The organism is Sphingobacterium sp. UDSM-2020, from assembly GCF_016132525.1.
GTDB classification, from domain to species: Bacteria; Bacteroidota; Bacteroidia; order Sphingobacteriales; family Sphingobacteriaceae; genus Sphingobacterium; species Sphingobacterium anhuiense.
Window position 1 is genome coordinate 4,963,244 of record NZ_CP066166.1, and the last position, 23,553, is coordinate 4,986,796.

The window sequence follows — 23,553 nt, forward strand, 5'->3', positions numbered from 1 at the left end:
TAACACCGTATATTTCAGTTATATTGCTTTCAATTACTGATATGGATTTCATCCACGACGTATAAACATATCGGAATAAATAAATGCTGCCCCATCAACTACCAATACTTACATAATAGTGAGAGTTTACGATCAATTACGAGTAGAATTAGAAGTATTTTCTAAGAAATAGCATAAAATATTTTGGTTTGTAAAAAGCAAGGCATATATTTGCATCGTAGTTCAAATAGAAATACATCTAATCAACACCTCTTAATCAGGTCTTGATTTATAAAGAAGTGGCGAGAGACTGGCTCAATGACCCACTGGCAACCTTCAAAATACGTTTGAAAAGGTGCCAATTCCTGTCCAAAGTAATATTGCTTTGGAGGATATAAATGAAACGACAAATGATAATAACATTACAACAAAACAAGAAGGTAAATTCTAGCACCAACGTAACAGATACAAATATTCCATCAAAACAGATGCGAATGCTTTTGCACATGTTTACGTTTTCTTGTTAATCAATCTTTTTTAAAATTTATTGATTTCAAGTACATATCCATGTGCACAATCTCACCCCTATTTTTTATTAACGAATCTTCAACTAATTAATTATAACTACAATGTCTACAAATAAAAATTTAAAATTCGAAACACTTCAAGTGCATGCTGGTCAAGTTGCCGATCCAACAACTGGAGCGCGTGCAGTACCTATATACCAAACCAGTTCATACGTATTTGAAAATGCAGAACATGGAGCGAACTTATTTGCTTTAAAACAATTTGGAAACATCTATACACGTCTGATGAATCCAACAACAGATGTATTTGAGAAACGTATTGCTGCATTGGAAGGCGGTATCGCCGCTGTAGCAGTCGCTTCTGGACAGGCTGCACAATTCATTGCATTAAATAATATCGTAGAAGCTGGTGAAAATTTTGTTTCCAGCAGTAATGTATACGGTGGTACATATAATCAATTTAAAGTAGCATTTAAAAGAATTGGTATTGAAGTACGTTTTACTAAAGAAACAACTGCCGAGGAGTTTGAATCACTAATCGATGAAAACACAAAAGCTTTATACCTAGAAACAATTGGAAACCCAAGTTACGATATTCCAGATTTTGATAAGATAGCAGCTGTTGCTAGAAAACATGACTTACCACTTATCGTAGACAATACTTTTGGAGCTGGTGGATATCTATTTAAACCTCTTGAACACGGCGCTTCTGTAGTTGTAGAGTCTGCAACAAAATGGATTGGTGGTCACGGTACAAGTATTGGTGGTGTCATCGTAGATGGTGGTACTTACAACTGGGGAAATGGTAAATTCAAACAGTTTTCTGAACCTTCAGAAGGATACCATGGATTAGTTTTTTCAGATGTTTTTGGCGTTAATGGCCCATTTGGAAACATTCAATTTGCAATCCGCGCACGTGTTGAAGGACTACGTGATTTTGGACCAGCTATTTCACCCTTCAATTCATTCCAATTAATCCAGGGCCTAGAAACATTATCACTTCGTGTTCAGCGTCATGTAGACAACACATTAGAAATTGCGAAATGGTTAGAAGCCCATCCGCAAGTGGAAAAAGTGAATTATCCAGGGTTAAAAAGCTCTCCTAGCTATGCAAATGCGCAAAAATATTTAAAAAATGGATATGGTGCTGTTCTTTCATTTCAAATAAAAGGTGACGTGACAAAAGCCGATGCTTTTATCGATAGCTTAGAGCTAATAAGTCATCTCGCAAATGTGGGTGATACGAAATCATTGATCATACACCCTGCGGCGACTACACATCAACAACTGAGTGAAGAAGCTCAAAAAGCTGCAGGTGTATTTGTAGGATTATTACGCCTATCTGTCGGTATCGAACATATTGACGATATCAAAGCAGATTTACAACAGGCCTTCGATAAAATTAAATAATTTCAGATAGCACTATTATATAAAAGCGTAAAAAAAACTATGAGTAAGAAATTAACGATTGGAATGTTTGGATTTGGGGTTGTAGGACAAGGATTGTACGACATTATCAAGACTAAAAACTTAAATTTAGAAATTAAAAAATTTGTCATCAAGAACGCTGACAAAAAAAGATCATTACCTGCTGAATTATTCACAACAGATGCTGAGGCTATTCTTGGTGACCCTGAAATCAATACCGTAGTAGAATTGATCGATGATGCTGATGCGGCTTACGCACTGACTGTTCGTGCATTAAAATCTGGAAAAAACGTTGTTTCTGCAAATAAGAAAATGATAGCCACGCATTTAGAAGAATTAGCGGCAATACAACAAGAATACGGAACAAGTCTACTATATGAAGGTGCAGTATGCGGAAGTATTCCAATTATCCGCAATTTAGAAGAGTATTATGACAATGAATTATTACATGCCGTGACCGGTATTTTTAATGGCTCCTCTAATTTTATATTGTCTAAAGTCTTCAATGAAAATCAACCTTATGCAGATGCGTTAAAAGAAGCGCAGGACCTAGGTTTTGCTGAAACTGATCCTACCTTAGATGTCGGTGGTTTTGACCCTAAATATAAATTAACGATCGTCGCTGCTCATGCTTATGGTATCAATGTAAATCCTGACGATGTTTTCAATATCGGTATTGATAAATTAGGAGCACAAGATATTCGCTTTGCAAAAGAGAAAAATTTCAAGATCAAATTGATCCCTACTGCCCGAGAAATAGATCAAAATAAAGTGGTTCTTTATGTTATTCCTAAGTTTATCAGTTCGGAAAACATTTTATTCAATGTTGAAAATGAAAATAACGGCGTCCTAGTAAAAGCAGCATTTGCAGATGAACAATTTTTCTACGGTAAAGGTGCTGGAGGTCATCCTACCGGATCTGCAGTATTATCTGATATTACAGCGCTACGTTATGACTACAGATATGAGTACAAGAAGCATTTAAATACAGATGCATTATCATACAGTACCGATCATGAAATCAAGGTGTACTTGAGATATGAAGATGACAGCCTAGTTGAAAAATTAGGTTTCACAAAAATTATTGAAAGATATTATGCTCCTGATTTTAAGTACGTTATTGGAACATTAAATTTGAAGAAAATCACAGATCTTAAATCTGAAATAAACAAAACAGGAAATTTTATAGCTGAAATTGCCTAAATTAATAAAAAGTACCGAATACCAACCAACCCTAACACTTGCTAATCACAAGTGAAAAACGTTGGATCTACTTGTAGGTTCAACGTTTTTTTATTTATCATCAACCCAATTCACTTCTATAAACCCCGTGCTGCAGCTACTACAAATCATGACTTATATTTAACAATTCAGATCTTTAATTAGTGACATTACTTACCACATAATCAGGTTCAAAACCATTTAAACTGCTATTTTTTGTTAAAAAATAGCATATTTAGAACTATAATAAATATGTGGCAGAAAATTTGCTTAATATCGTTAATATCACTATATTGTGATGTTACTAAAAATATTATAAATTATGGCTAAGTGGTTAACAATTCTACTGATAATGGTAGGCAACTTGGTTTTTGCAGATACCAATACAATTAATGCACAAGAACACTCGAATTCTAGTTATATAATTCTTGCGGTTGTTGCTTTATTGGCAATAATCTATATTCTATATAGAAGACAAAAAAGAAAATTTAACGATTAAGGGCATAAAGGGGAAGTGAAACTTCCCTTTATGCCTTAGTGTTTCCATATCTAATATCATCCTCCCGCCAATCATAGCTCATTCTAAAAGACCTTCATCACGAAAACTATAATACCCATTGTCTGTAAAAATAATGTGATCATTAACCCGGATATCCATTATTCTCGAAGCCTCCGCAATCTTTTTTGTCAGAATTTTATCCGCTTTACTTGCTTCACGTGAACCCGATGGATGATTATGAATTAATATCATAGAATGAGCTTTACAATTAAGAGCATTTCGTAGAATAATGCGAACATCAACTGGAGTAAAATCATTGCCTCCACGGCCTATTAATTGTTTATCCAACACTTTACAAGCTGTATTTAAATACAAAACCCAAAATTCTTCGTGAGGAAGATCTTGTAACTGGTACCGAAAATATTCATAGACCCGCAGACTACTATTTAACAAAGGTTTTTCAATATATTCAGATTCCTTGCGTCTACGTCCTAGTTCAAGTGCGGCGACAATCGTAATCGCTTTAGCTTCACCTATACCTTTAAACTCACAAAGCCGCAATACTTCCATTTTGGAAAGACTATCCAGATTGTTTTGAACACTGGATAAAATACGTCTGCACAATTCAACTGCAGTTTCTTGCCTTGAGCCCGAACCAATTAGAATAGCAAGCAACTCTGCATCAGAAAGTGAACGACGACCTTGCTCCAATAATTTCTCTCTAGGACGATCTGCCTCCGCCCAATCCCGAATGACCAGTTTGCTCATATCACAATAATAAGGTGTAAAATAGGTTTATATAATCTACTAATTTAATCATAAATTTAAAAACTTAAAATAATTAGTATCAATTATTTAAATAAATTTTATCATTTCAAAGCAGACATGAGCGTGCTTTCTTTTTTTCAAATCGTTTTGAAATCTTATATTTGTAATTGAACATTTATTTTAATAAAATGAGTAAAGCGATTATTAAAACAGAAAAGGGCGACATGACTGTACAATTTTATACAGCAGATGCTCCAAATACCGTTGCAAATTTCATCAAATTAGCTAAAGAAGGATATTACGATGGATTAAGTTTCCACCGTGTGCTACCTGACTTTGTTATTCAAGGTGGATGTCCAAATTCACGTGAAGGTGCTTCTGGTATGCCTGGAACAGGTGGCCCAGGTTACAAAATCGACTGTGAGTTAACCGGTGAAAACCAATACCATGATAGAGGCGTATTATCAATGGCACATGCAGGCCGTAACACTGGTGGATCTCAATTTTTTATCTGCCACAGCCGTAACAACACTGCTCATTTGGATAGAAATCATACTTGTTTTGGAAAAGTTATTGAAAACGTTGATATTGTAGATGATATCCGTCAAGGTGACCGTATTTTAAGTATTGAAGTTATCGAAGACTAGTTCTCAACAAGAAAAAGTGTATTATGAATTTAAGAGCATTAGTTTCTGTAACAGGAAAACCAGGATTGTTCAAATTAGTTGGACAAAATAAAGGCGGATTTATTTTAGAGACTCTAGACAGCGCTAAAATTAAATCGGTAGTAAGTTTATCTTCTACGAAAATGGCAACATTAGAAGACATTACAATTTATGGCGAAGAAGAGGAAATTCGCTTATTGAATGTTTTTGAAACAATCAAAGAAAAAGGATTAACTGTAGATCCTAAAGCAGATGGTCAAGCATTACGTGATGCTTTCCGCGAAATTGCACCAGGTCACGATGAATCTCGCGTCTATTCGTCAGATATTAAAAAAATCTTTACATGGTACAATATCATTAAAGATTTACCTTTATTTGAAGAAGAAGCACCAGCTCCTTTAGTATAATTTAGGATAAAAAAAAGAGAGGGTCTTAACATATGTTAAGACCCTCTCTTTTTTTTATCTTTAGTTTTCTACTTTCCTGCTTGAACAATTCCTTTACAGATATCCGATATCAAAGCTGGTCCCTCATAAATAAATCCTGTATAAATTTGAACAAGACTAGCCCCAGCATCAAGTTTTTCAATTGCATCTGCCGCAGAATGAATCCCGCCAACACCAATAATAGGAAAAGATCGGTTTGATTTTTCTGAAAGATAGCGAATGACTTCTGTCGAGCGCTTGGTCAAGGGAGCTCCACTCACCCCTCCCATTTCTTTAACCAAATTTTCATCACTTTGAAGGCCCTCTCTAGATATCGTCGTATTTGTTGCAATGACACCAGCAATACCCGTTTCTTGAACAATTTCAACAATATCATCCAATTGACTATTTGTCAAATCTGGAGCAATTTTAAGAAGAATAGGTTTCTTATTTAATTTTCGTTTATTCAATTCCTCGAGCGTATTTAAAATATGTTTCAGAGGCTCCTTTTCCTGCAGATCACGAAGTCCAGGAGTATTTGGAGAACTGACATTGACAACGAAATAATCAACATAATCAAAAAGTGCATTGAAACAATAAATATAATCATCTACCGCCTGTTCATTTGGAGTGATTTTATTTTTACCTATATTTCCACCGATTAAAAGTCCTTTACGATCTTCAGTAGCTAAATGTTTAAGACGATTAGCCGCAACGTCAGCACCTTGGTTATTAAAACCCATACGATTGATTAATGCCTTATCAGGAATTAAACGAAACATCCGTGGTTGATCATTTCCTGGTTGAGGTCTTGGCGTTACAGTACCAATTTCAATAAAACCAAAACCAAAATTGGCCATATCAGTAATGTATTCGGCATTTTTATCAAAGCCTGCAGCCAATCCTACAGGATTTTTAAATTTAAGGCCAAATACTTCGCGAGCCAAATTCGGATTTTCATAGGTATACAGACTGCTTAATAATTTTTTAGCACCCCAGATTTTTGAAAACATTTTTAATCCCCCAGTCACCGTATGATGAGCAGATTCAGGATCCATTGAAAAGAAAATAGGTTTTACCAACTTGTACATATGCACAAAGGTAGGCAAAGAAGAAGAAATTTCATTACTTTTGCAATCGAAATGATATCAATAAATAACTTAACATTCGAAATAGGCTCTCGCGCATTGTATGATGAGGCCAACTGGCATATTAAACCTGGAGATAAGGTAGGTCTAATTGGAGCCAACGGTACCGGTAAATCTACTTTGTTGCGATTGATCGTAGGACAGTATACGCCTACTTCAGGAAGTATATCGATGGCGAAGGACTTAAAAATTGGTTACCTAAATCAAGATTTATTATCTTATCATTCTGATAAAAGTATTTTACATGTAGCAATGGAGGCGTTTGAGCGCCAAAATCAATTACATACTGAAATAGAAAACTTACTCCAAAAATTAGAAACAGACTATTCTGACGATATTCTAAATAAATTAAGTGACAAGCAGATGGAATTCGAAGCTTTAGATGGCTATAGTATCGAATTTAGGGCTCACGAAATTTTAGCGGGTTTAGGTTTTTCAGAAGATGAGCAGAAACGTCCGTTAGCGACCTTCTCCGGTGGATGGCGCATGCGTGTCATGCTGGCAAGAATCTTATTGCAGACTCCAGACATTTTATTGCTGGATGAGCCTACCAACCATATGGATTTACCTTCTATTAAATGGCTGGAAAATTACTTGCAAGGCTTTGAAGGTGCGATCGTCATCGTCTCACACGACAGGTACTTCTTAGACCGAATTATTAAAAAAACGGTAGAATCCCGCAAAGGTAAATTAACGCTGTACGCTGGTAATTACAGTTTTTATTTGGAAGAGAAAGCACTAAGAGGTGAAATTCAAGCTGGTCAATTCAAAAATCAGCAAGCTAAAATCAAACAAGAAGAACGTTTGATCGAACGTTTCCGTGCGAAAGCCTCAAAAGCAAAGATGGCACAATCCCGTATTAAGGCTTTGGATCGAATGGAAAGAGTGGAAGATGTTGATGATGATAATCCAACGGTAAACTTTAGCTTTAAGTTTTCAAAACCATCGGGAAGACATGTTGTTACCTTAGAAAATGTATCGAAATCTTATCCAAACCTCGAAATTTTAAGAAATACGGAGGGGATCATTGAAAAAGGTGATAAAATAGCCTTGATCGGTGCCAATGGTAAAGGTAAATCGACCTTGTTGCGTATTGTGGCAGGTGCAGATACGGAGTATGAAGGGAAATCTGAACATGGCCACAATGTATTGCAAACGTTCTTTGCACAGCATCAATTGGAAGCCCTGCATCTGGAAAACAGCATAATAGCAGAGATGCAAGCTTTTGCGCCCAAACATACAGAAACCGAATTACGTTCAATCTTAGGCTGTTTTCTATTTTCCGGTGATGACGCATTCAAAAAGATCAAAGTTCTGTCTGGAGGCGAAAAATCACGTGTTGCACTAGCAAAAGCATTAACAGCTGATGCTAACTTCTTAGCACTAGATGAGCCTACCAATCACTTGGATATGCAATCGGTTAATATTTTGATTCAAGCGCTTCAACAATTTGAAGGTACCCTGATTGTCGTTTCTCACGATCGTTACTTTCTGGATAATGTTGCGAACAAAATATGGTATATTGAAGATAAAGAAATTAAAGAATACCCAGGTACATACCAAGAATTTGAAGAGTGGAATTCAAAACGTGTGATCAAACCTGAAGAAAAAAAGGTCGAGAAAAAAGTTGTAGCAGAAGAACCTAAAAAAGTCAAAGCTGCTCCTTCTGAAGATAAATTCAAACTGATCAGCAAAAAGAATAAAGAACTAGCGGCACTAGAGGTTAAAGTAGCTGAAAAAGAAGTTCTTCTAAAAGCACTGGAGACAGAATTGGCAAAAGAAGAGATCTATTCCAACGCAATCAAATTACAAGAACACACGCGTAATTATAATTCCTCTAAAGCAGAATTAGAACAATTGCAAAAAAATTGGGAAGATTTAGCTGAAGAAATTATGGAATTGGAAGATTAATTACACTCACTTAATTAGAAAGGTATACAATAGGCAGGCTTATTGTATACCTTTTTTTATGATGAAGGAATTGTGAAAATAAACTGGATCGAAAATATCTTATACCCGAAAGTATTTTTAAATAGACGGAAAGCAACAAAGTATTTCCAAGGAAAAACTATTTTAATCACCGGAGCAAGTGAAGGTATTGGAAAAGCCTGTGCAACACTTCTTTCCAAATTCCAGGTACACCTCATTTTAGTGGCTCGATCGCAAGAAAAATTAGAAGAAGTAAAAGCAATTGCTACCCAAAACAATTCCACTGCGTCCATCTACGTGACAGATCTATATCAAGAACAACAAATAGATCAACTTATTGAATATATTCATGCAAGACAGATGACGATAGATATCCTTATTTCTAACGCAGGTAAATCGATTCATCGCAGTTTGACAAAATCCTTGCCGCGCTACCATGATTTTACAAGAACAAACATGCTGAATTATTTGGCTCCAGTGAAATTGACATTAGCACTTACTCCTCTTCTATCACAACAAAAAGGTCAGATTATCAATATTTCTGCGCTCAATGTTCTGCTCCCACCTGCACCACAATGGGCTGCATACCAAGCATCAAAAACAGCATTTGATCAATATTGCCGATCAAACCAATCTGAATGGAAAAAAATGAATGTAAAGCTAAAAACAGTCTACTTACCATTGGTAAAAACAGAAATGATAGCGCCTAACGATCTTTATAAAAACTTTCCTGCCATGCAAAGTAGTGAAGCAGCCTTACGTATTATAAAGCTCATCTTAGGTACTGGCAGTTATTCTAGGCCATGGTGGTCTTCCTTTCCTATAACAATCGGATTTTTTATTCGAAAAATATGGGATAAATTTTAACCATATCCCTATGAGATTACGACAAAAAATTGATTTCGCTATTCAAGTATTTAAATCCCTCCTATATACGCTTCAATCAGGTATTAATTTATTTACTTTATTGAAATCAATTCGGAAAGCAAAAGATTCCTACTTAAATGATGGTAATCGTACCATAACTTACGCAGCTCTGTATGATGAAACCTGTCTTACGATTGAAAAATTAAAAATAGTACCCAAAAACAAGCTATCTTCCCGAGTCATTCTCATCGCAGACAACAGTTTCAATTTTATTAGCTATCTATTTGCCCTTTCCGCACTTTCAAAAGAGGTAATTATCATGAGTTCCCAATTATCCGATCTCCAATTAGAGAAAATTTTGGAAAATTATCCTCAGGTTCTAATGCTAACAGATAACAAAGACCGATTAGCAAATCTACGTACAAAGTCTTTGATCTATTCTTTTGCGGAAATTAATGCATGCGTCATCAATAAATTCTCTCATAAAATAAGACGAAACAATGGTAAAATAACAATTTTAAGTACAGGTTCTTCAAATATTCCAAAACCCATTGAACGTAAACTCAATATCTCAAAAATATGGAGTCCATTTACAGAATTAATTTCAAAACTTGGACTACTTAACTATTCCTCTACTTTCATTACAGTTCCATTTTATCACGGTTATGGTCTTGCAAGTTTGATCTTAGCACTATTTTTAAAGCACAAACTATACTTCACTACAAAATTTAGCGCTAATTGCATTACTCAATTCACGAACAACAGAATAGACTGTTTGGTTCTTTTACCTTCTATGATTCCCAAATTCATTGAAATAGATCAAAATGCACTGGGCCTGTTCCGATGCATTATTTCCGGAGCAGATAAACTTGAAGCAACATGGGTATCAATTATTCTAAATCAATATACCGAGACGAACATATATAATCTGTATGGTACCACAGAATTGGGAATCTGCAGCATTGCTACCCACACTGATTTAACAAACAACAACAATACCATTGGCCGATTTCTAAAAGGTATCAAATACCACTTGCAAGCAGATCAGCAGCTCAAAATAAGATGTCCATGGATACACGATCAGTGTAAAAATCAATATGTAAGTACTGGAGATCGCATACACCAGGATAAAAACGGATTTTTATATTATCTTGGCAGAACAAACTCTTCATTTAATATTGGCGGAGAAATTATTCATTTTAGTGAATTGGAAGAAAAAATAAACAGTTATAAATCCGTTGCCAAAACTAGAGTTCTCGTATCTAAAAATGAAATGATGATAAGCGAATTGAATTTAGAACTTACTTTAAAAAAAGATTCGGCATTTAATGAAGCAGAATTTAGAAAATGGCTCAATAGGACATTCCCTAAATACTTGCAACCAAAGTCCCTTCACTACAACGATAATTAATCCGTTCGGCTACAATAAAAAACCCTCAACACAATACACCTATTACCACCTATATATCAACAAATTAAAGCCATCTCTGTAAATAAAAAAGTAAGGTTAATTATAATAAAATTCCTTAATCGGCTCAAAATGAATGAGTCTTTCATTGAATTTATTGATGTTCTCCATCTTACCAGATAAGTCATAGATCACAGCCAATTCACCACCTAGCTTTTCAATAGTTTTCCGATTGAATTTCACCTTAAATTTTAGAGCCTCATTTTCGAAATTCGTAACCTGTTCAAAGTCGCAATCCATAAATCGTACATGCACAGTACGAATTAAATAATACCGCGATAGCATCAATTCAATTTCCTGAAATAAGGATAAGATAATAACCATGAAGAAAGTAAAAAACATTGCTAATTTTGTTTCTCCTATTCCCGAGATCATCCCTAATCCTGCTGTTGACCATATTACGGCGGAGGTCGTTAAACCTTTTACCGACAGTTTTCCTTTAAAAATAACACCCGCACCGATAAAACCAATACCAGTAACGATATTAGCGGCAATACGATCATCACTCCCATTGCCACCCATCATTTTTGAAACAACAGTAAAAACAGCTGAACCAAAACAGATCAAAACAATCGTTCTAAATCCAGCTGCTTTATTTCTATATTCCCGCTCAAAACCTATTATCGCGCCACAAAATATGGCAACCAGCACATTCCAGATGTATTGATTATCAAAGAAATTCAACAAAGAGTCCATAATTGACGAACGTATTATAAATATGCATAAGTAATACCATCACCACCACGGTCCTGATGTTCGTCTTCAAATCGGGAAATATGGCTGTATTTTCTTAAATAATCACGGATAAACTTGCGTAGAATACCATCCCCTTTACCATGAATAATTTTTAAAGAAGGGTAACCGATCATTACTGCTCTATCCAATACTTTCTCCAACTCATACAGCGCATCTTCGGTGCGCATACCGCGAAGATCAATCTCAGGGTTGAAATCGGCTACAGCATGTGCAGAAAGTGTCTTAGATCCAGCTTTTGCTGCTTTCTTCAAATCTTTACCCGCTAACTTGATAACATTTTTGCGCTTCTGCACCGTTCTCAGTTCACCCATCGCTAGAATAAGATTGTTTTTTGCAACCTCTAATACAACAGCCTCATTTTCCGAATCGATAATCTTTACCCAATCGCCAACAGCAATTTCCTCTGTTAAATCAGCGGTAGCAACAGGTTTCTTCTCGATCTTTTTATCCTTAGGTAGTATGGTCGAGAATGAACGATCCAAATTGGCACGAATTTCCTTAGTCTTTTCTTTATCAGCCTGAGCAGACTTAATCTCTGCTACTGTATTTTCAATTAATTTATTAGAGTTTTTTAAGAGTATCTGGGCTTCTTCCTTTGCTTTTTTTAGAATTGTCTTTTTATTCTCCTCCAAATAAGATTGTAAATCCTCGTATTCAGATTTTATGCGGATCAATTCCTTTTCTCGTCTTGTTATAGCAGCTTTTGTATCAAATATTTCCTTCTTCTCGCGCTCCAGATCTACCAAAAGTGTATCTACTTTTTTCTGATGGTTTCCAACCTTCTGTTTTGCTAAATGAATAATCTCTTTATTCAATCCAATTTTTTGCGCAATTTCAAAAGCGTAAGAACTCCCCGGTTTTCCGATCTGCAAGATATAGAGCGGTTTCATGGCGACATTATCAAAAAGCATCGAAGCATTTTCTAAACCAGGTGTTTGATTTGCAAATACTTTCAGGTTCGAATAGTGCGTCGTCACCACACCGCGAATGTTCTTTTTATTTAAAGTTTCCAAAACAGCCTCAGCAATGGGTCCTCCAAATAATGGATCAGTACCCGTACCAAACTCATCAATTAAAATAAGCGTTCGAGCATTCGCAAACTCTGTAAAATACTTCATCTTAGAAAGATGAGCACTATAAGTACTTAAATCACTCTCTATCGACTGATCATCACCAATATCTGCAAAAATTTGCTTATAAATCCCCATTTTGGAGTGCGCATCAGCGGGTATTAATAATCCGGATTGCAACATGAGCTGCATCAATCCTACTGTTTTCATACAAACAGATTTACCTCCAGCATTAGGTCCTGACACCACTATAACACGCTGTACATCGTCGATCTTGATATTTAGAGGAACGATTGTCCCGCGGTCGTGCCCAGCATTTAGTGTCAGTAAAGGATGGCGCGCATTCACTAAATTTATTTCAGCCTCTTTGGATAATTCAGGCATTTCGGCCTCAATATCTAACGCAAAAAGTGCCTTCGATCGAACAAAATCTACCTTAGTAAGTAATCCATCATACGAAAGCATCAACGGTATATGCGGTCTCAATTTGGTTGTTAACTCGACTAAAATACGTATAATCTCACGTCGTCTTTCAAACTCCAAATCTCTAACCTTATTGTTCAGGTGAAATACCTCTTCAGGCTCTATGTAAGCAGTTTGTCCCGTAGCAGATTCATCATGAATCAGTCCTTTCACCTTACGTTTATTCTCAGCTAAGATAGGAATACAAAGACGGCCGTCTCGAATAGTCAAATTACCGTCAGCTGTCCATCCGTTGTTCTGCGCGCTTTTAAAAATGATATCAATTCTTTTACGTGCTTCCTGTTCTGCTTTCAAGATGCTTTGAGAGAGATCAAGCAACAGGCGTGAAGCATTGTGCTTCATTTTACCCCGATCATCAATGATCATTTCAATATCACGGATAATCTGCTTTTCAATAGGAAGATGTTCAAACAGTAATTCTAAATTAGGATACTGCCCTTCCCGATCATTGAAATATCGGATGATAGCATAAACAGTTTTCAACGAAAGAAGCACACGATGAAACTCCTCCTCCATTAAAAAGGCGCCTTCGACTTTAGCTTTTTCAACTAAAGCACGAATAGGATATAAATGATCAACTGGCAAAGCATCATCAGTTGTTAATAAATCTTTAAATTCATTTGTTTGACGTAAAAACTTGTCTATCTGATCAAATCGGGTTTGTGGCTGTATCTTATCAACCAAATTACGCCCCGACTCACTGATACATTTTTGTTTTATCAATTCCTTAATCTCGGCAAAACCGAGCTTATCACTTGCGTTATTAGGATAAATCATGTTTCTATTACTATTTATTTAACCGGTTCTGGAGAAAGAATCTCCGTTTTTTGTTTGACCTTTCGGTCCAGTAAAAGAGGTTGTTTAACCGGAATTCTCACCTCCTTTACATCAGTTTTAAGAGGTATATCTTCAGAAGCCTTGACCGATTCAAGTTTAGGTCCCTGGCCATTTCGTATGGATTTGGCCTCAACTTTCTTAGTAGCAGTCGAATCGCTTTTGGAAGTAGCTGGTACAGACATATTTTTAAGTAAGAATGTGCCTAGATTCAAATTACCTTTTAAACCCGATTTATTATAAAATTCTTGCGCTGCCTTTTTATAATCCCATTTTACACTATCTTGTTTATAATTTAGGATTAGTTTTTTCTGCGACTCATAAAGTTCTTTAAAATCATTTATGCGAGTTAAACTATCTTGAAAATGTGCATTCTGTATAGAATCTTTTCGTCGAATAGAATCCATTCTGACCCGGTCAGTTTTGATATAACCGTCATTCATATTTTTCAGATTCTTACCGACCTCCTCGTATATCTTGTTCATCACTTCGGCATCACTACCATAAAAAGAAAGATTTTTCTTAAAAGAAGTGGAATCTAAATCATACTTTTTGAACGTATTGTCATATAACGGAAATATAACGCGCTTTGCACTATCCGAGTTTAATGTTGACAGATAAGCATCTGTTATATAAATCTCCGTTAGGACCTTCACAAAATCCTTTTTTGGAATAATATCTTTCTCATTTGTACTTTTACAAGAAACAAATAAAAAAATCAGAGCAAGTACATTCAGTATTAATCGTTGCATTTCGTAATTTTGTACAAATTTATAAAAAGGCCTGACATTTGTCACCCTTTGAATTCTTAAATATACAATTATCATGAGTATTGCAAGCAACCTAGAAGCGATTAATTTAGAAGTTAAAGCGCTCGGCGTTCAACTAGTCGCTGTATCAAAAACAAAACCGAATGAAGATATCATGGAAGCCTATGAAGCTGGGCAACGTGTTTTTGGTGAAAACCTTGTTCAAGAACTTGTTGAAAAATATGAATCTTTACCAAAAGATATCGAATGGCATCTTATTGGTCACTTGCAAACAAATAAAGTTAAATACGTAGCTCCCTTTGTGACCTTAATCCATGCTGTTGATTCTTTCAAACTTCTGAAAGAAATCGATAAACAAGCTGCTAAAAACAAGCGTGTGATCGACTGCTTACTTCAGGTACACATTGCTGAAGAAGATACTAAATTTGGTTTTGACCATGCAGAATTAATCGAAATGTTACGCGATGAGGAATTTTTAGCTTTAAAACATGTCAACATCCGTGGCTTAATGGGTATTGCAACCAATACAGAGAATGAAAAAGAGATCAAAGAGGAGTTTTATGAGCTAAAATCATTATATGATGGTATCAAGGCAAGTTTCTATCGTAAAAACGAAAGTTTCGATACGCTGTCGATGGGTATGTCTTCTGATTACAAATTAGCAATAGAAAAGGGATCTAATATGATCCGGGTAGGAAGTACTATTTTTGGAAAACGCATCATCAAACATTTTAAAAACAATGACTAAAGCAATTATTAGAACTGCTGTTGAAGCAGATTGTCCTGCAATGCTGGAATTAATTAAAGAACTTGCCATATTAGAAAAAGCACCCAATGAGGTAACGGTCTCTATGGAAGAGTTTATTGACGCCGGATTTGGACAAAACCCAATATGGGGAGCTTTTATTGCAGAATTTGATGAGAAAATCGTCGGAATTTCACTATATTACATTCGTTATTCCACTTGGAAAGGAAGAAGGCTCTATCTTGAGGATTTAATTGTGACAGAAAGTATGCGTGGCTATGGAATTGGCAAACAACTTTTCGAAGAAACTATCAATTACGGCAAATCTAAAGGATATCAAGGCATGGTTTGGCAGGTTTTGGACTGGAATGAACCTGCTATTCAATTCTACCGAAAGTATAAAGCGGACTTCGATGCCGAATGGATTAATGTATCGATAACATATTAGAACAGAAAAGGACGGTTAAATTACATGAAACCAAAATACTATTTCAACCCCTCTATCATTTTTGCATTAATTGCCATTACTTCATGTACTGGTAACGATACGGCAAAAGAACAAAAAAAAGCTAGTGGTGATACGCTTCATTATGACATGAAAGAAGTGCATCGGTATAGCAACTTTTTTGTGAAAGAAGGTGAAAAAATAGACACAACATTCTTCAGAGCTAAATATCCACAATTCAAGGATACCGTCATCAACACATTACTCAATCAATCGATTAATTTAGAAGGTGATTCGGAAATCAGTATTTCAGCCAAAAGATTCGTCGATGCATATGATGAATATGTAGAAGAAAATAGTGGCAGTTCTTCTGCAGCTTGGTTTCGGGATTTACAGGCAAAAGTATATCAAAATACCCCTAAGTTTATCAGCATAGAAACCAACCAAACCGAATATACCGGTGGTGCTCATGGTGACCATTTTACTCTTTTTACACATTATGATATCAATTCAGATCAAAAAATAACATTAAACGATATCATAAATGAAGAAAATCAGAAAGAATTGATTAAAATTGCAGAAAAATACTTTCGCAAACTGGAAAATCTATCTGACAAAGAATCTTTAAATGACAAGTTCTTTTTTGAAGCTGGCAATTTTGCACTTGCAAACAATTTTGCTTTAGACAAAGAAGATCTACTTTTCTATTACAATGTATATGAAATTAAACCCTATTCTGGGGGAAACACAGCACTAAAAGTGCCATATAAGGATATAAAACACTTGATTTCAAACAAGGGTCTAGAATATATCAATAGTATTAATTAGCAATCAACATCAACGTAATCCTATCCGATGCAAGTTTTTAAATTTGGTGGCGCATCAGTCAAAGATGCTGAAAGTGTAAAAAATTCAGCACATATTATCTCTAAATATAAAGTGGACGCTTTATTGGTCGTCGTATCGGCCATGGGTAAAACCACCAACTTATTAGAAGACGTAACAAAAGCATATCACCAAAATACAGGTGAAGCATTTGAAATACTTGAAAAAGCCAAAGCATTTCATTATAACATATTATCCGGTTTATTCGAAGATTCCAATCATCCCATATTTGATGAAATCGCAAATTGTTTTGTCGAAATCGAATGGATATTGGAAGAAGAACCACAAGATTCTTTTGATTATTTATTTGATCAAATCGTTTCTACGGGTGAAATCGTTTCTTCCAAAATTCTAGCGGCTTATCTCAATCACATTGGTGTAAAATCCCAATGGCTAGATGCCCGCAACTACATCATGACCGATAACACCTATACCGAAGCGCAGGTTAACTGGGAAAAGACAGAAGCTATTATTCAAGCTGAGATCCCAAAAATCCTTAGCGAATATATCGGGGTCACACAAGGATTTATAGGCTCGACATCCGAAAATTTCACGACAACATTAGGTCGTGAAGGATCAGACTATTCGGCAGCAATCTTTGCAGCATGTTTAAATGCTGAACACGTGACAATCTGGAAGGATGTACCAGGTGTACTCAATGCCGATCCAAAATGGTTTGAAAAAACTGAATTGATACCTGAATTATCTTATACAGATGCAATTGAATTGACCTATTATGGAGCAACCGTTATTCATCCGAAAACAATTAAGCCACTTCAGAATAAAAATATCCAATTAAATGTGCGGTCGTTCCTAAATCCGGAAGTGCCAGGAACTAAGATCAAGAGCACAAATGTATCCTTACCTGTACCATCGTTTATTTTTAAGGTCAATCAAATTTTGATATCCATTTCACCGCGTGACTTTTCATTTATTGTAGAAGATAATCTGCGCGATATTTTCAATTTGTTTCACCAATTCCGCATTAAAATCAATATGATGCACAACAGTGCTATCAATTTTTCAGTTGCTGTAGACGATACCGGTCAAAACATCCTGGAAGTACTGGACGAATTAAAGAAAAAATTCAAAGTCAATATTGAAACTGGTCTAGAGCTTATCACCATCCGTTACTATAACCAAGAAACAATCAATAGAGTTTTAGTGGATAAACAGGTGATCAGCGAACTGAAAGATACCTATACTTGCCAGCTTCTTGTAAAAAAAATATAGATGAATACACTTATCCTTCAAAAGGAGGTTCAAGATTTTATTAATCAAAATGAATCAGAATCTTCCGCTAAATTAGCGCTAAAAAAATCTCCTTTTGAAGGAATTACCTCGTCTGAACTTGCAACACAAATAGATGGCAGACAGCGATGTCGCAAAAAAATTCCGCTTTGGGCAGAAACAGCGAACATATATTACCCCGATAAATTAAACTTAGAACAATGTTCTTCGGAAAAAACAGCGATATTCAAAGCATCACTAATTCCGGAAAACGTTACTTTAATCGATATCACAAGCGGCTTTGGTATTGATGATTTTTACTTTTCAAAAAGAGCTAAAAAAGTAATTTCCTGTGAGATCAATCCGCAACTTGCACTCATATCTCAATACAATGCCAAGCAATTACAAGCTAAAAACATAGAAGTTATCGCTTCAGATGGAGTAGACTATATTGCTAAAAATAAAGATCTTAACATAGGGTATATATACATAGATCCTTCCCGCAGGGTGGCGCAGCAAAAAGTTTTTATGTTGAGTGATTGCGAACCCAACATCGTTTCCTTACAGAAAAACTTTCTACAAAGAGCAGCCCATATCATGATAAAAGTTGCTCCTCTTCTGGACATCACAGCAGCATTGTCAGAACTGAACCATGTCAAGCAAATCTATGTCATTAGTCTCCAAAATGACTGTAAAGAGCTACTTTTCATTCAAGAAAGAGATTTTTCTGGTCAACCTGAGATTACCGCTGTCCGTATTTTTGGTGACAAAACACAACAATTTACATTCACACAGGAAGAAGAAACTGAAACGGTCACTTCATTTTCAGCACCGCTGCGTTATCTTTATGAACCTGATGTGTGTCTTACTAAAGCTGGTGCTTTTAAGAGCATAACCAAAGCATTTGATCTCAAAAAACTGCACCAACATACGCACCTATATAGTTCAGAAATTTACCAAGAAGATTTCTTAGGAAAAATTTATGAAATCATCGAAGTTATTCGGTTTTCCATCTTCAAAAAATCAAAAGAAAAATTAAGAACAAACGCCGTAGCTAGAAATTTCCCTTTAAAAACAGAAGTACTAAAAAAGAAATTTAAAATTATGGACGGCGGTGAATTACATAGTTTTTTTACTACAGATCATACAGGAGAACTGATTGTCATCCACGCGACACGAAAATAGTAAAGCGACAATACCATTACATATTTTCCTAAAATAAAGTATAATTTTATTATATGAGAAATATTGCTTTATCAGCTTTAGATCTTGCGCCAATCAAAAAAGGTTGCACAACGTCAGAAGCATATAACAGAACCATAAAAATAGCGCAACATATTGAGCAGTTAGGATATAAAAGAATCTGGGTAGCAGAACACCACAACATGGAATACATTGCCAGTTCAGCGACCTCGCTCGTTATTCAGCACATTGCAGCAAACACCAAAACCATTCGTGTTGGATCTGGAGGTATTATGCTACCGAACCATTCGCCCCTTGTCATTGCAGAGCAATTCGGTACCTTAGAGACTCTTTATCCAAATCGTATTGATCTTGGATTAGGCAGAGCTCCTGGAACGGACCAAGAAACAGCAATGGCATTACGTCGCAATAATTTTAATACAGCATACCAATTTCCACAGGATGTTGCGGCACTGCAACAATATTTTAGTGACAGTAATGTTGACTCCAAAGTAAGAGCTTTTCCGGCCGAAGGTCTAAACGTTCCTTTATATATTTTAGGATCCAGTACAGACAGTGCCTATTTAGCCGCCAGCCTTGGACTACCCTATGCATTTGCTGCACATTTTGCACCGGCACAACTGGCTCAAGCAAGTGCCATCTACCATCAGAACTTCAAACCGTCAGCTAGTCTTTCAGCACCATATTTTATTGTTTGTGTCAATGTAATTGCCGCGAAAACAGTAGAAGAAGCCGAATTACAGTCAACAAGTGTGAAAAATTTATTTGCGGGGATTCTAACCAATACAAGAGCACCATTATCACCTCCAACATTTGAGGTTATTTACAAAGGGATTCCAAGTATTGAGCAAGCCGCAGACAATATGCTTTCCTGTAGCTTTATAGGAGACAAAGAGACCATCAGAAAGGAATTGGAACCGTTCATCGAAAAACTACAAATCGATGAACTTATGGCCATATCTTATATTTATGATGATCAAAAATGTCTTGACTCATTCCGCATATTGAAAGAAGCATTAACAGATTAAGAAAGTTTATTTACATCGTGCATTAAAATTTCTATATTTAATTATTCAAATTATAATGCACGATGAAATATTTAAGCCTTACAGCACTATTTATAACACTTATTTTTCAGTCCTGTCAAAATCAGAGCCCGGTTAATAAGACAATAATTCCTAATGACACTGCCGCTAGTGACATAACAAGCGACACAAATACGGTCAGCAGCCCAAGAATCAAAACCTCTCCCAATAATGAAGCATCCATATTTATGATAGATACCTATCGGATGGATGAGTATTCAGAAGATCCGAGCAAAATTTTAAATGAAGGATGGCTAGATCTTTATGAGGAAAAAGGAGAATATTACCTTGCAAAGGTCGATTATAAAATAGAAGATGGATTCAGTGAGTGTGCGGGAGTACCCACGAAAGGAGTAATTTCAAAAAGAAATTCCATCCTATTTCTCAATTTCCCTTTTTTAAAAGCAGGAAAAATTGAAAATCTAAAGATCACCAAAGCTGAAATATGGCCTAAAGAAACTGTTCAGTATAATTTTAACAACCAGAAATACTTGTTAAAAGGATATGGTGACATTGTAGGAACCAATATTCAAACAAATGACCAAAACCATGAAGAAGTCTTTCATGATGTTAAAAATTATAAATTAACGTGTTCATTCAACGGAAACTCAGAAATAAACATGTTCAAAGCTGACCAATTTAATGACACTTTTATCAAAACATTATTTGTAGGAGATATTGATCGTGATGGAAAACTTGATTTTATTATTTCAACCCCGACCGATTACGAAGAAAACAGCATTATGCTTATCCTTTCATCTCAGATAAGAGATAACGATATGGAGAAAAGCAGCTATAAGCAAGATGTCCAATTTGATTGTTAACGATGAAAATAAAGGCGATCATTCAGGATTTCAATCCGGTTCAAAAATGTATATTTTCATTTTCCTTTAGCATACTAACAGCTGTTATTTGCTATTATCTAAATATAAACCTCTTAATGAGCGCTATACTTTTTTGGATTACCTTTAGTTTGAGTTACAGCGCGGTATCGTGGTTTATCTTTTACCAGATGCCCGTAAACCGAATTGTTAGAAAAGCGGCATCCGAAGACGGAAGCCGTCTATTTGTATCCATTTTCATTTTAATGGCAAGTTTTGCCTGTTTGTTCGCTGTACTCCTCATTATTATCACAGATAATACGACTGATATGCCCAAGGGCGCAAGCATCAGCATCTGTGTATTAAGTATGATGAGCTCTTGGTTTTTGGTACATACGACCTATGTCTTCCATTACGCACATCTGTACTATGCAGACGGTGCCACTGGTAAAGGATTGGATTTCCCAGGAGATGAAAAACCTGATTATATGGACTTTGCATATTTTTCATTTGTGCTCGGTTGTACATTTCAAGTTTCTGATATTGAAGTTTCGTCACGAAAAATTAGAAGAGTGGTTCTGTTTCATGGATTACTCGCTTTCGCTTTAAATACATTTGTTGTTGCATTAACAATAAATATTATTTCCGGCCTTATACATTAACCAAAAAATTTGTACTGGCTACAGCCCCTTTCTGGATCAATACAAAAAAATCAAATAGCATACCGTTCTACAACGCTAAGCTTCGTTGCAAAATGCCCATTTAAAAAGAAAACGCACCCATCGAGCGATGGTGTGCGTTTCTAATTGAAAGGGAATTGAAAGGAATCTTTATAATTTCTCTGCATGTTGTGAAATATCCATACCTAATAACTCCTCCTCCTCAGATGCACGAAGGGGTGAAATCAGATCTGTTATTTTCAACAATAAGAAAGCAACAATTAAAATAAAAGCAGCGGACGCAAACAAACCAATTATATGCGCCTTAAATAGGGTTATTTCACCAAAAAATAAACCGTTATGCTCAACAACACCATTAATTTGTTTATGAGCAAATACACCCGTCAAAATCATCCCTACAATACCTCCAACACCATGACAAGGAAAAACATCTAACGTATCATCGACCTTTGAACGGGTACGCCAATCGACCACAAGGCGACTTACAATTGCGGCTACAGCACCAATTACTAATGAATGCGGAACAGTTACAAATCCGGCAGCCGGCGTAATCGCAACCAGACCCACGACTAGACCAATACAAGTTCCCATTGCAGATGGTTTAGTACCACGGATAGCATCAAAGAAAATCCAGGTAAGTGCAGCTGCTGCTGAAGCCGTCATTGTTGTTGATAGTGCCGTCGAAGCAAGGCTAGAAGCAGAAAAGGCAGAACCTGCATTAAAACCAAACCAGCCAAACCACAGCATACCGGTGCCGAGCAATACATAGGTTACACGTGCAGGTGTATGATGACCAGGCTCTCTACCCTGTTTTAAATAGATCGCTGAAGCCAGTGCTGTTAAGCCCGCTGACATATGTACGACAGTTCCTCCGGCAAAATCCAAAACACCCAGCTTAAACAATAAGCCATCAGGATGCCAGGTAGCATGTGCCAAAGGAGCATATATGAAGACGAAAAATAAACAGATGAACAAAATATAAGATGTAAAACGGATGCGCTCTGCAAAAGCCCCCGTAATAAGCGCCGGTGTAATGATCGCAAATTTCAATTGAAACATAGCAAACAGTGCAAATGGAATCGTTGGAGCACCCACCCAAGGTTTACCATCAATTACATGATCAAACATAAAATACGTCATCGGATTACCGATGAAACCTCCGATACTATCTCCAAATACTAAACTGAAACCAAAAACGACCCAAATAACACTAACAACAGCCATACAGATGAAACTTTGAAGCATCGTTGAAATAACATTCTTCTTTCTAACCATTCCACCATAAAAATACGCTAAACCTGGTGTCATAATTAGCACTAATGCCGTTGAAGTCAACATCCATGCTACATCAGCTCCATTATATTCATAATTTCCATCATTTTTAGGTAAAGAAGGAAAAAATAGTGCCATTAAAACTATTATTACCATAAAATAGAAAGGAATCGCTGTTTTTTTAATCATTTTTAATTGTTTTGTTAATCAATATCCAAATTAAGGTAAAAATTACAGTAAAAACAATATTTATTTCAAATATTTTCAAATAAAACATCAAAATTCTACAAAAACACAAACAACAACAGATATACAATGCATTTTACTCAATATAAAACAGAAAAAGGGGG

Annotated in this window: 21 protein-coding genes and 1 riboswitch; of the genes, 15 read left to right on the forward strand and 6 right to left on the reverse strand. The window is 35.9% G+C overall.

Annotation, left to right across the window (positions count from 1 at the left end; translation table 11 throughout):
* The first annotated feature begins 265 nt into the window (after positions 1-265).
* Positions 266-380, forward strand: a riboswitch (SAM riboswitch).
* A 228-nt stretch (positions 381-608) separates the two neighbouring features.
* Together JAZ75_RS20940 and JAZ75_RS20945 are read left to right on the forward strand one after the other, a co-directional pair.
* Positions 609-1,916, forward strand: a complete 1,308-nt coding sequence (locus JAZ75_RS20940; RefSeq protein WP_183912840.1) for an O-acetylhomoserine aminocarboxypropyltransferase/cysteine synthase family protein — start codon at positions 609-611, stop codon at positions 1,914-1,916.
* A 39-nt stretch (positions 1,917-1,955) separates the two neighbouring features.
* Complete coding sequence (locus JAZ75_RS20945) at positions 1,956-3,137, forward strand: homoserine dehydrogenase (RefSeq protein WP_208698188.1); 1,182 nt, start codon at positions 1,956-1,958, stop codon at positions 3,135-3,137.
* A gap of 595 nt (positions 3,138-3,732) precedes the next feature.
* Here JAZ75_RS20945 and radC read toward each other — a convergent pair.
* Positions 3,733-4,422, reverse strand: coding sequence for a RadC family protein (gene radC, locus JAZ75_RS20950; RefSeq protein WP_208698190.1), 690 nt, complete (start codon positions 4,420-4,422; stop codon positions 3,733-3,735).
* A gap of 188 nt (positions 4,423-4,610) precedes the next feature.
* On the opposite strand from radC, the gene JAZ75_RS20955 reads away from it, so the two are divergent.
* Positions 4,611-5,069: a peptidylprolyl isomerase gene (locus tag JAZ75_RS20955; protein ID WP_132845487.1), complete on the forward strand. Its 459-nt coding sequence runs from the start codon at positions 4,611-4,613 to the stop codon at positions 5,067-5,069.
* A 23-nt stretch (positions 5,070-5,092) separates the two neighbouring features.
* Positions 5,093-5,494 carry a DUF5606 domain-containing protein gene (locus JAZ75_RS20960; protein WP_132768468.1) on the forward strand — a complete coding sequence of 134 codons (402 nt, stop codon included), beginning with the start codon at positions 5,093-5,095 and terminating at the stop codon, positions 5,492-5,494.
* Between the two features lie 68 nt (positions 5,495-5,562).
* Here JAZ75_RS20960 and JAZ75_RS20965 read toward each other — a convergent pair whose 3' ends face one another.
* Positions 5,563-6,603: a quinone-dependent dihydroorotate dehydrogenase gene (locus JAZ75_RS20965; RefSeq protein WP_132845489.1), complete on the reverse strand. Its 1,041-nt coding sequence runs from the start codon at positions 6,601-6,603 to the stop codon at positions 5,563-5,565.
* A gap of 51 nt (positions 6,604-6,654) precedes the next feature.
* Between JAZ75_RS20965 and JAZ75_RS20970 the strand changes: the two genes are divergently transcribed.
* The 3 genes from JAZ75_RS20970 to JAZ75_RS20980 all read left to right on the forward strand — a co-directional run bounded on the left by JAZ75_RS20970 (position 6,655) and on the right by JAZ75_RS20980 (position 10,867).
* Entirely contained in the window at positions 6,655-8,571 is a 1,917-nt protein-coding gene (locus tag JAZ75_RS20970) for an ABC-F family ATP-binding cassette domain-containing protein (RefSeq protein ID WP_132845490.1), read from the forward strand.
* 72 nt (positions 8,572-8,643) lie between these two features.
* Positions 8,644-9,456 (forward strand): SDR family NAD(P)-dependent oxidoreductase, encoded by an 813-nt coding sequence (locus tag JAZ75_RS20975; protein WP_208698192.1) that lies wholly within the window; start codon positions 8,644-8,646, stop codon positions 9,454-9,456.
* Between the two features lie 10 nt (positions 9,457-9,466).
* Complete coding sequence (locus tag JAZ75_RS20980) at positions 9,467-10,867, forward strand: AMP-binding protein (protein ID WP_208698194.1); 1,401 nt, start codon at positions 9,467-9,469, stop codon at positions 10,865-10,867.
* A 96-nt stretch (positions 10,868-10,963) separates the two neighbouring features.
* Here JAZ75_RS20980 and JAZ75_RS20985 read toward each other — a convergent pair whose 3' ends face one another.
* Genes JAZ75_RS20985 through JAZ75_RS20995 form a run of 3 tightly spaced genes read right to left on the reverse strand, consistent with a single transcriptional unit; the run spans position 10,964 to position 14,819 of the window.
* Positions 10,964-11,620: an MgtC/SapB family protein gene (locus JAZ75_RS20985; protein ID WP_021190497.1), complete on the reverse strand. Its 657-nt coding sequence runs from the start codon at positions 11,618-11,620 to the stop codon at positions 10,964-10,966.
* Between the two features lie 14 nt (positions 11,621-11,634).
* A complete protein-coding gene (locus tag JAZ75_RS20990; RefSeq protein ID WP_208698196.1) occupies positions 11,635-14,010 on the reverse strand; it encodes an endonuclease MutS2 in 2,376 nt (791 codons plus the stop codon).
* Between the two features lie 14 nt (positions 14,011-14,024).
* Positions 14,025-14,819, reverse strand: coding sequence for a DUF4296 domain-containing protein (locus JAZ75_RS20995; RefSeq protein ID WP_208698198.1), 795 nt, complete (start codon positions 14,817-14,819; stop codon positions 14,025-14,027).
* A gap of 73 nt (positions 14,820-14,892) precedes the next feature.
* Here JAZ75_RS20995 and JAZ75_RS21000 point away from each other — a divergent pair, with 73 nt between their 5' ends.
* The 8 genes from JAZ75_RS21000 (at position 14,893) to JAZ75_RS21035 (ending at position 21,913) form a co-directional block, all read left to right on the forward strand.
* Complete coding sequence (locus JAZ75_RS21000) at positions 14,893-15,585, forward strand: YggS family pyridoxal phosphate-dependent enzyme (protein ID WP_208698200.1); 693 nt, start codon at positions 14,893-14,895, stop codon at positions 15,583-15,585.
* A complete protein-coding gene (locus JAZ75_RS21005) occupies positions 15,578-16,030 on the forward strand; it encodes a GNAT family N-acetyltransferase (protein ID WP_208698202.1) in 453 nt (150 codons plus the stop codon). Before JAZ75_RS21000 ends, JAZ75_RS21005 begins: the two co-directional genes overlap by 8 nt.
* Before the next feature lie 24 nt (positions 16,031-16,054).
* Entirely contained in the window at positions 16,055-16,855 is an 801-nt protein-coding gene (locus JAZ75_RS21010) for a DUF3298 and DUF4163 domain-containing protein (RefSeq protein WP_021190494.1), read from the forward strand.
* Positions 16,856-16,882: 27 nt separating this feature from the next.
* Positions 16,883-18,145, forward strand: a complete 1,263-nt coding sequence (locus JAZ75_RS21015) for an aspartate kinase (protein ID WP_021190493.1) — start codon at positions 16,883-16,885, stop codon at positions 18,143-18,145.
* Positions 18,146-19,327, forward strand: a complete 1,182-nt coding sequence (locus JAZ75_RS21020; RefSeq protein WP_208698204.1) for a class I SAM-dependent methyltransferase — start codon at positions 18,146-18,148, stop codon at positions 19,325-19,327.
* Positions 19,328-19,380: 53 nt separating this feature from the next.
* Entirely contained in the window at positions 19,381-20,373 is a 993-nt protein-coding gene (locus tag JAZ75_RS21025) for an LLM class flavin-dependent oxidoreductase (RefSeq protein ID WP_021190491.1), read from the forward strand.
* A 62-nt stretch (positions 20,374-20,435) separates the two neighbouring features.
* On the forward strand, positions 20,436-21,254 hold the full coding sequence (locus JAZ75_RS21030) for a hypothetical protein (protein WP_208698207.1): 819 nt from the start codon (positions 20,436-20,438) through the stop codon (positions 21,252-21,254).
* A 116-nt stretch (positions 21,255-21,370) separates the two neighbouring features.
* Positions 21,371-21,913 carry a DUF1345 domain-containing protein gene (locus JAZ75_RS21035; protein WP_232789291.1) on the forward strand — a complete coding sequence of 181 codons (543 nt, stop codon included), beginning with the start codon at positions 21,371-21,373 and terminating at the stop codon, positions 21,911-21,913.
* Positions 21,914-22,081: 168 nt separating this feature from the next.
* Here the strand turns inward: JAZ75_RS21035 and JAZ75_RS21040 are convergent, their stop codons facing one another.
* Positions 22,082-23,392 carry an ammonium transporter gene (locus tag JAZ75_RS21040; RefSeq protein WP_183912819.1) on the reverse strand — a complete coding sequence of 437 codons (1,311 nt, stop codon included), beginning with the start codon at positions 23,390-23,392 and terminating at the stop codon, positions 22,082-22,084.
* Between the last annotated feature and the right edge of the window lie 161 nt (positions 23,393-23,553).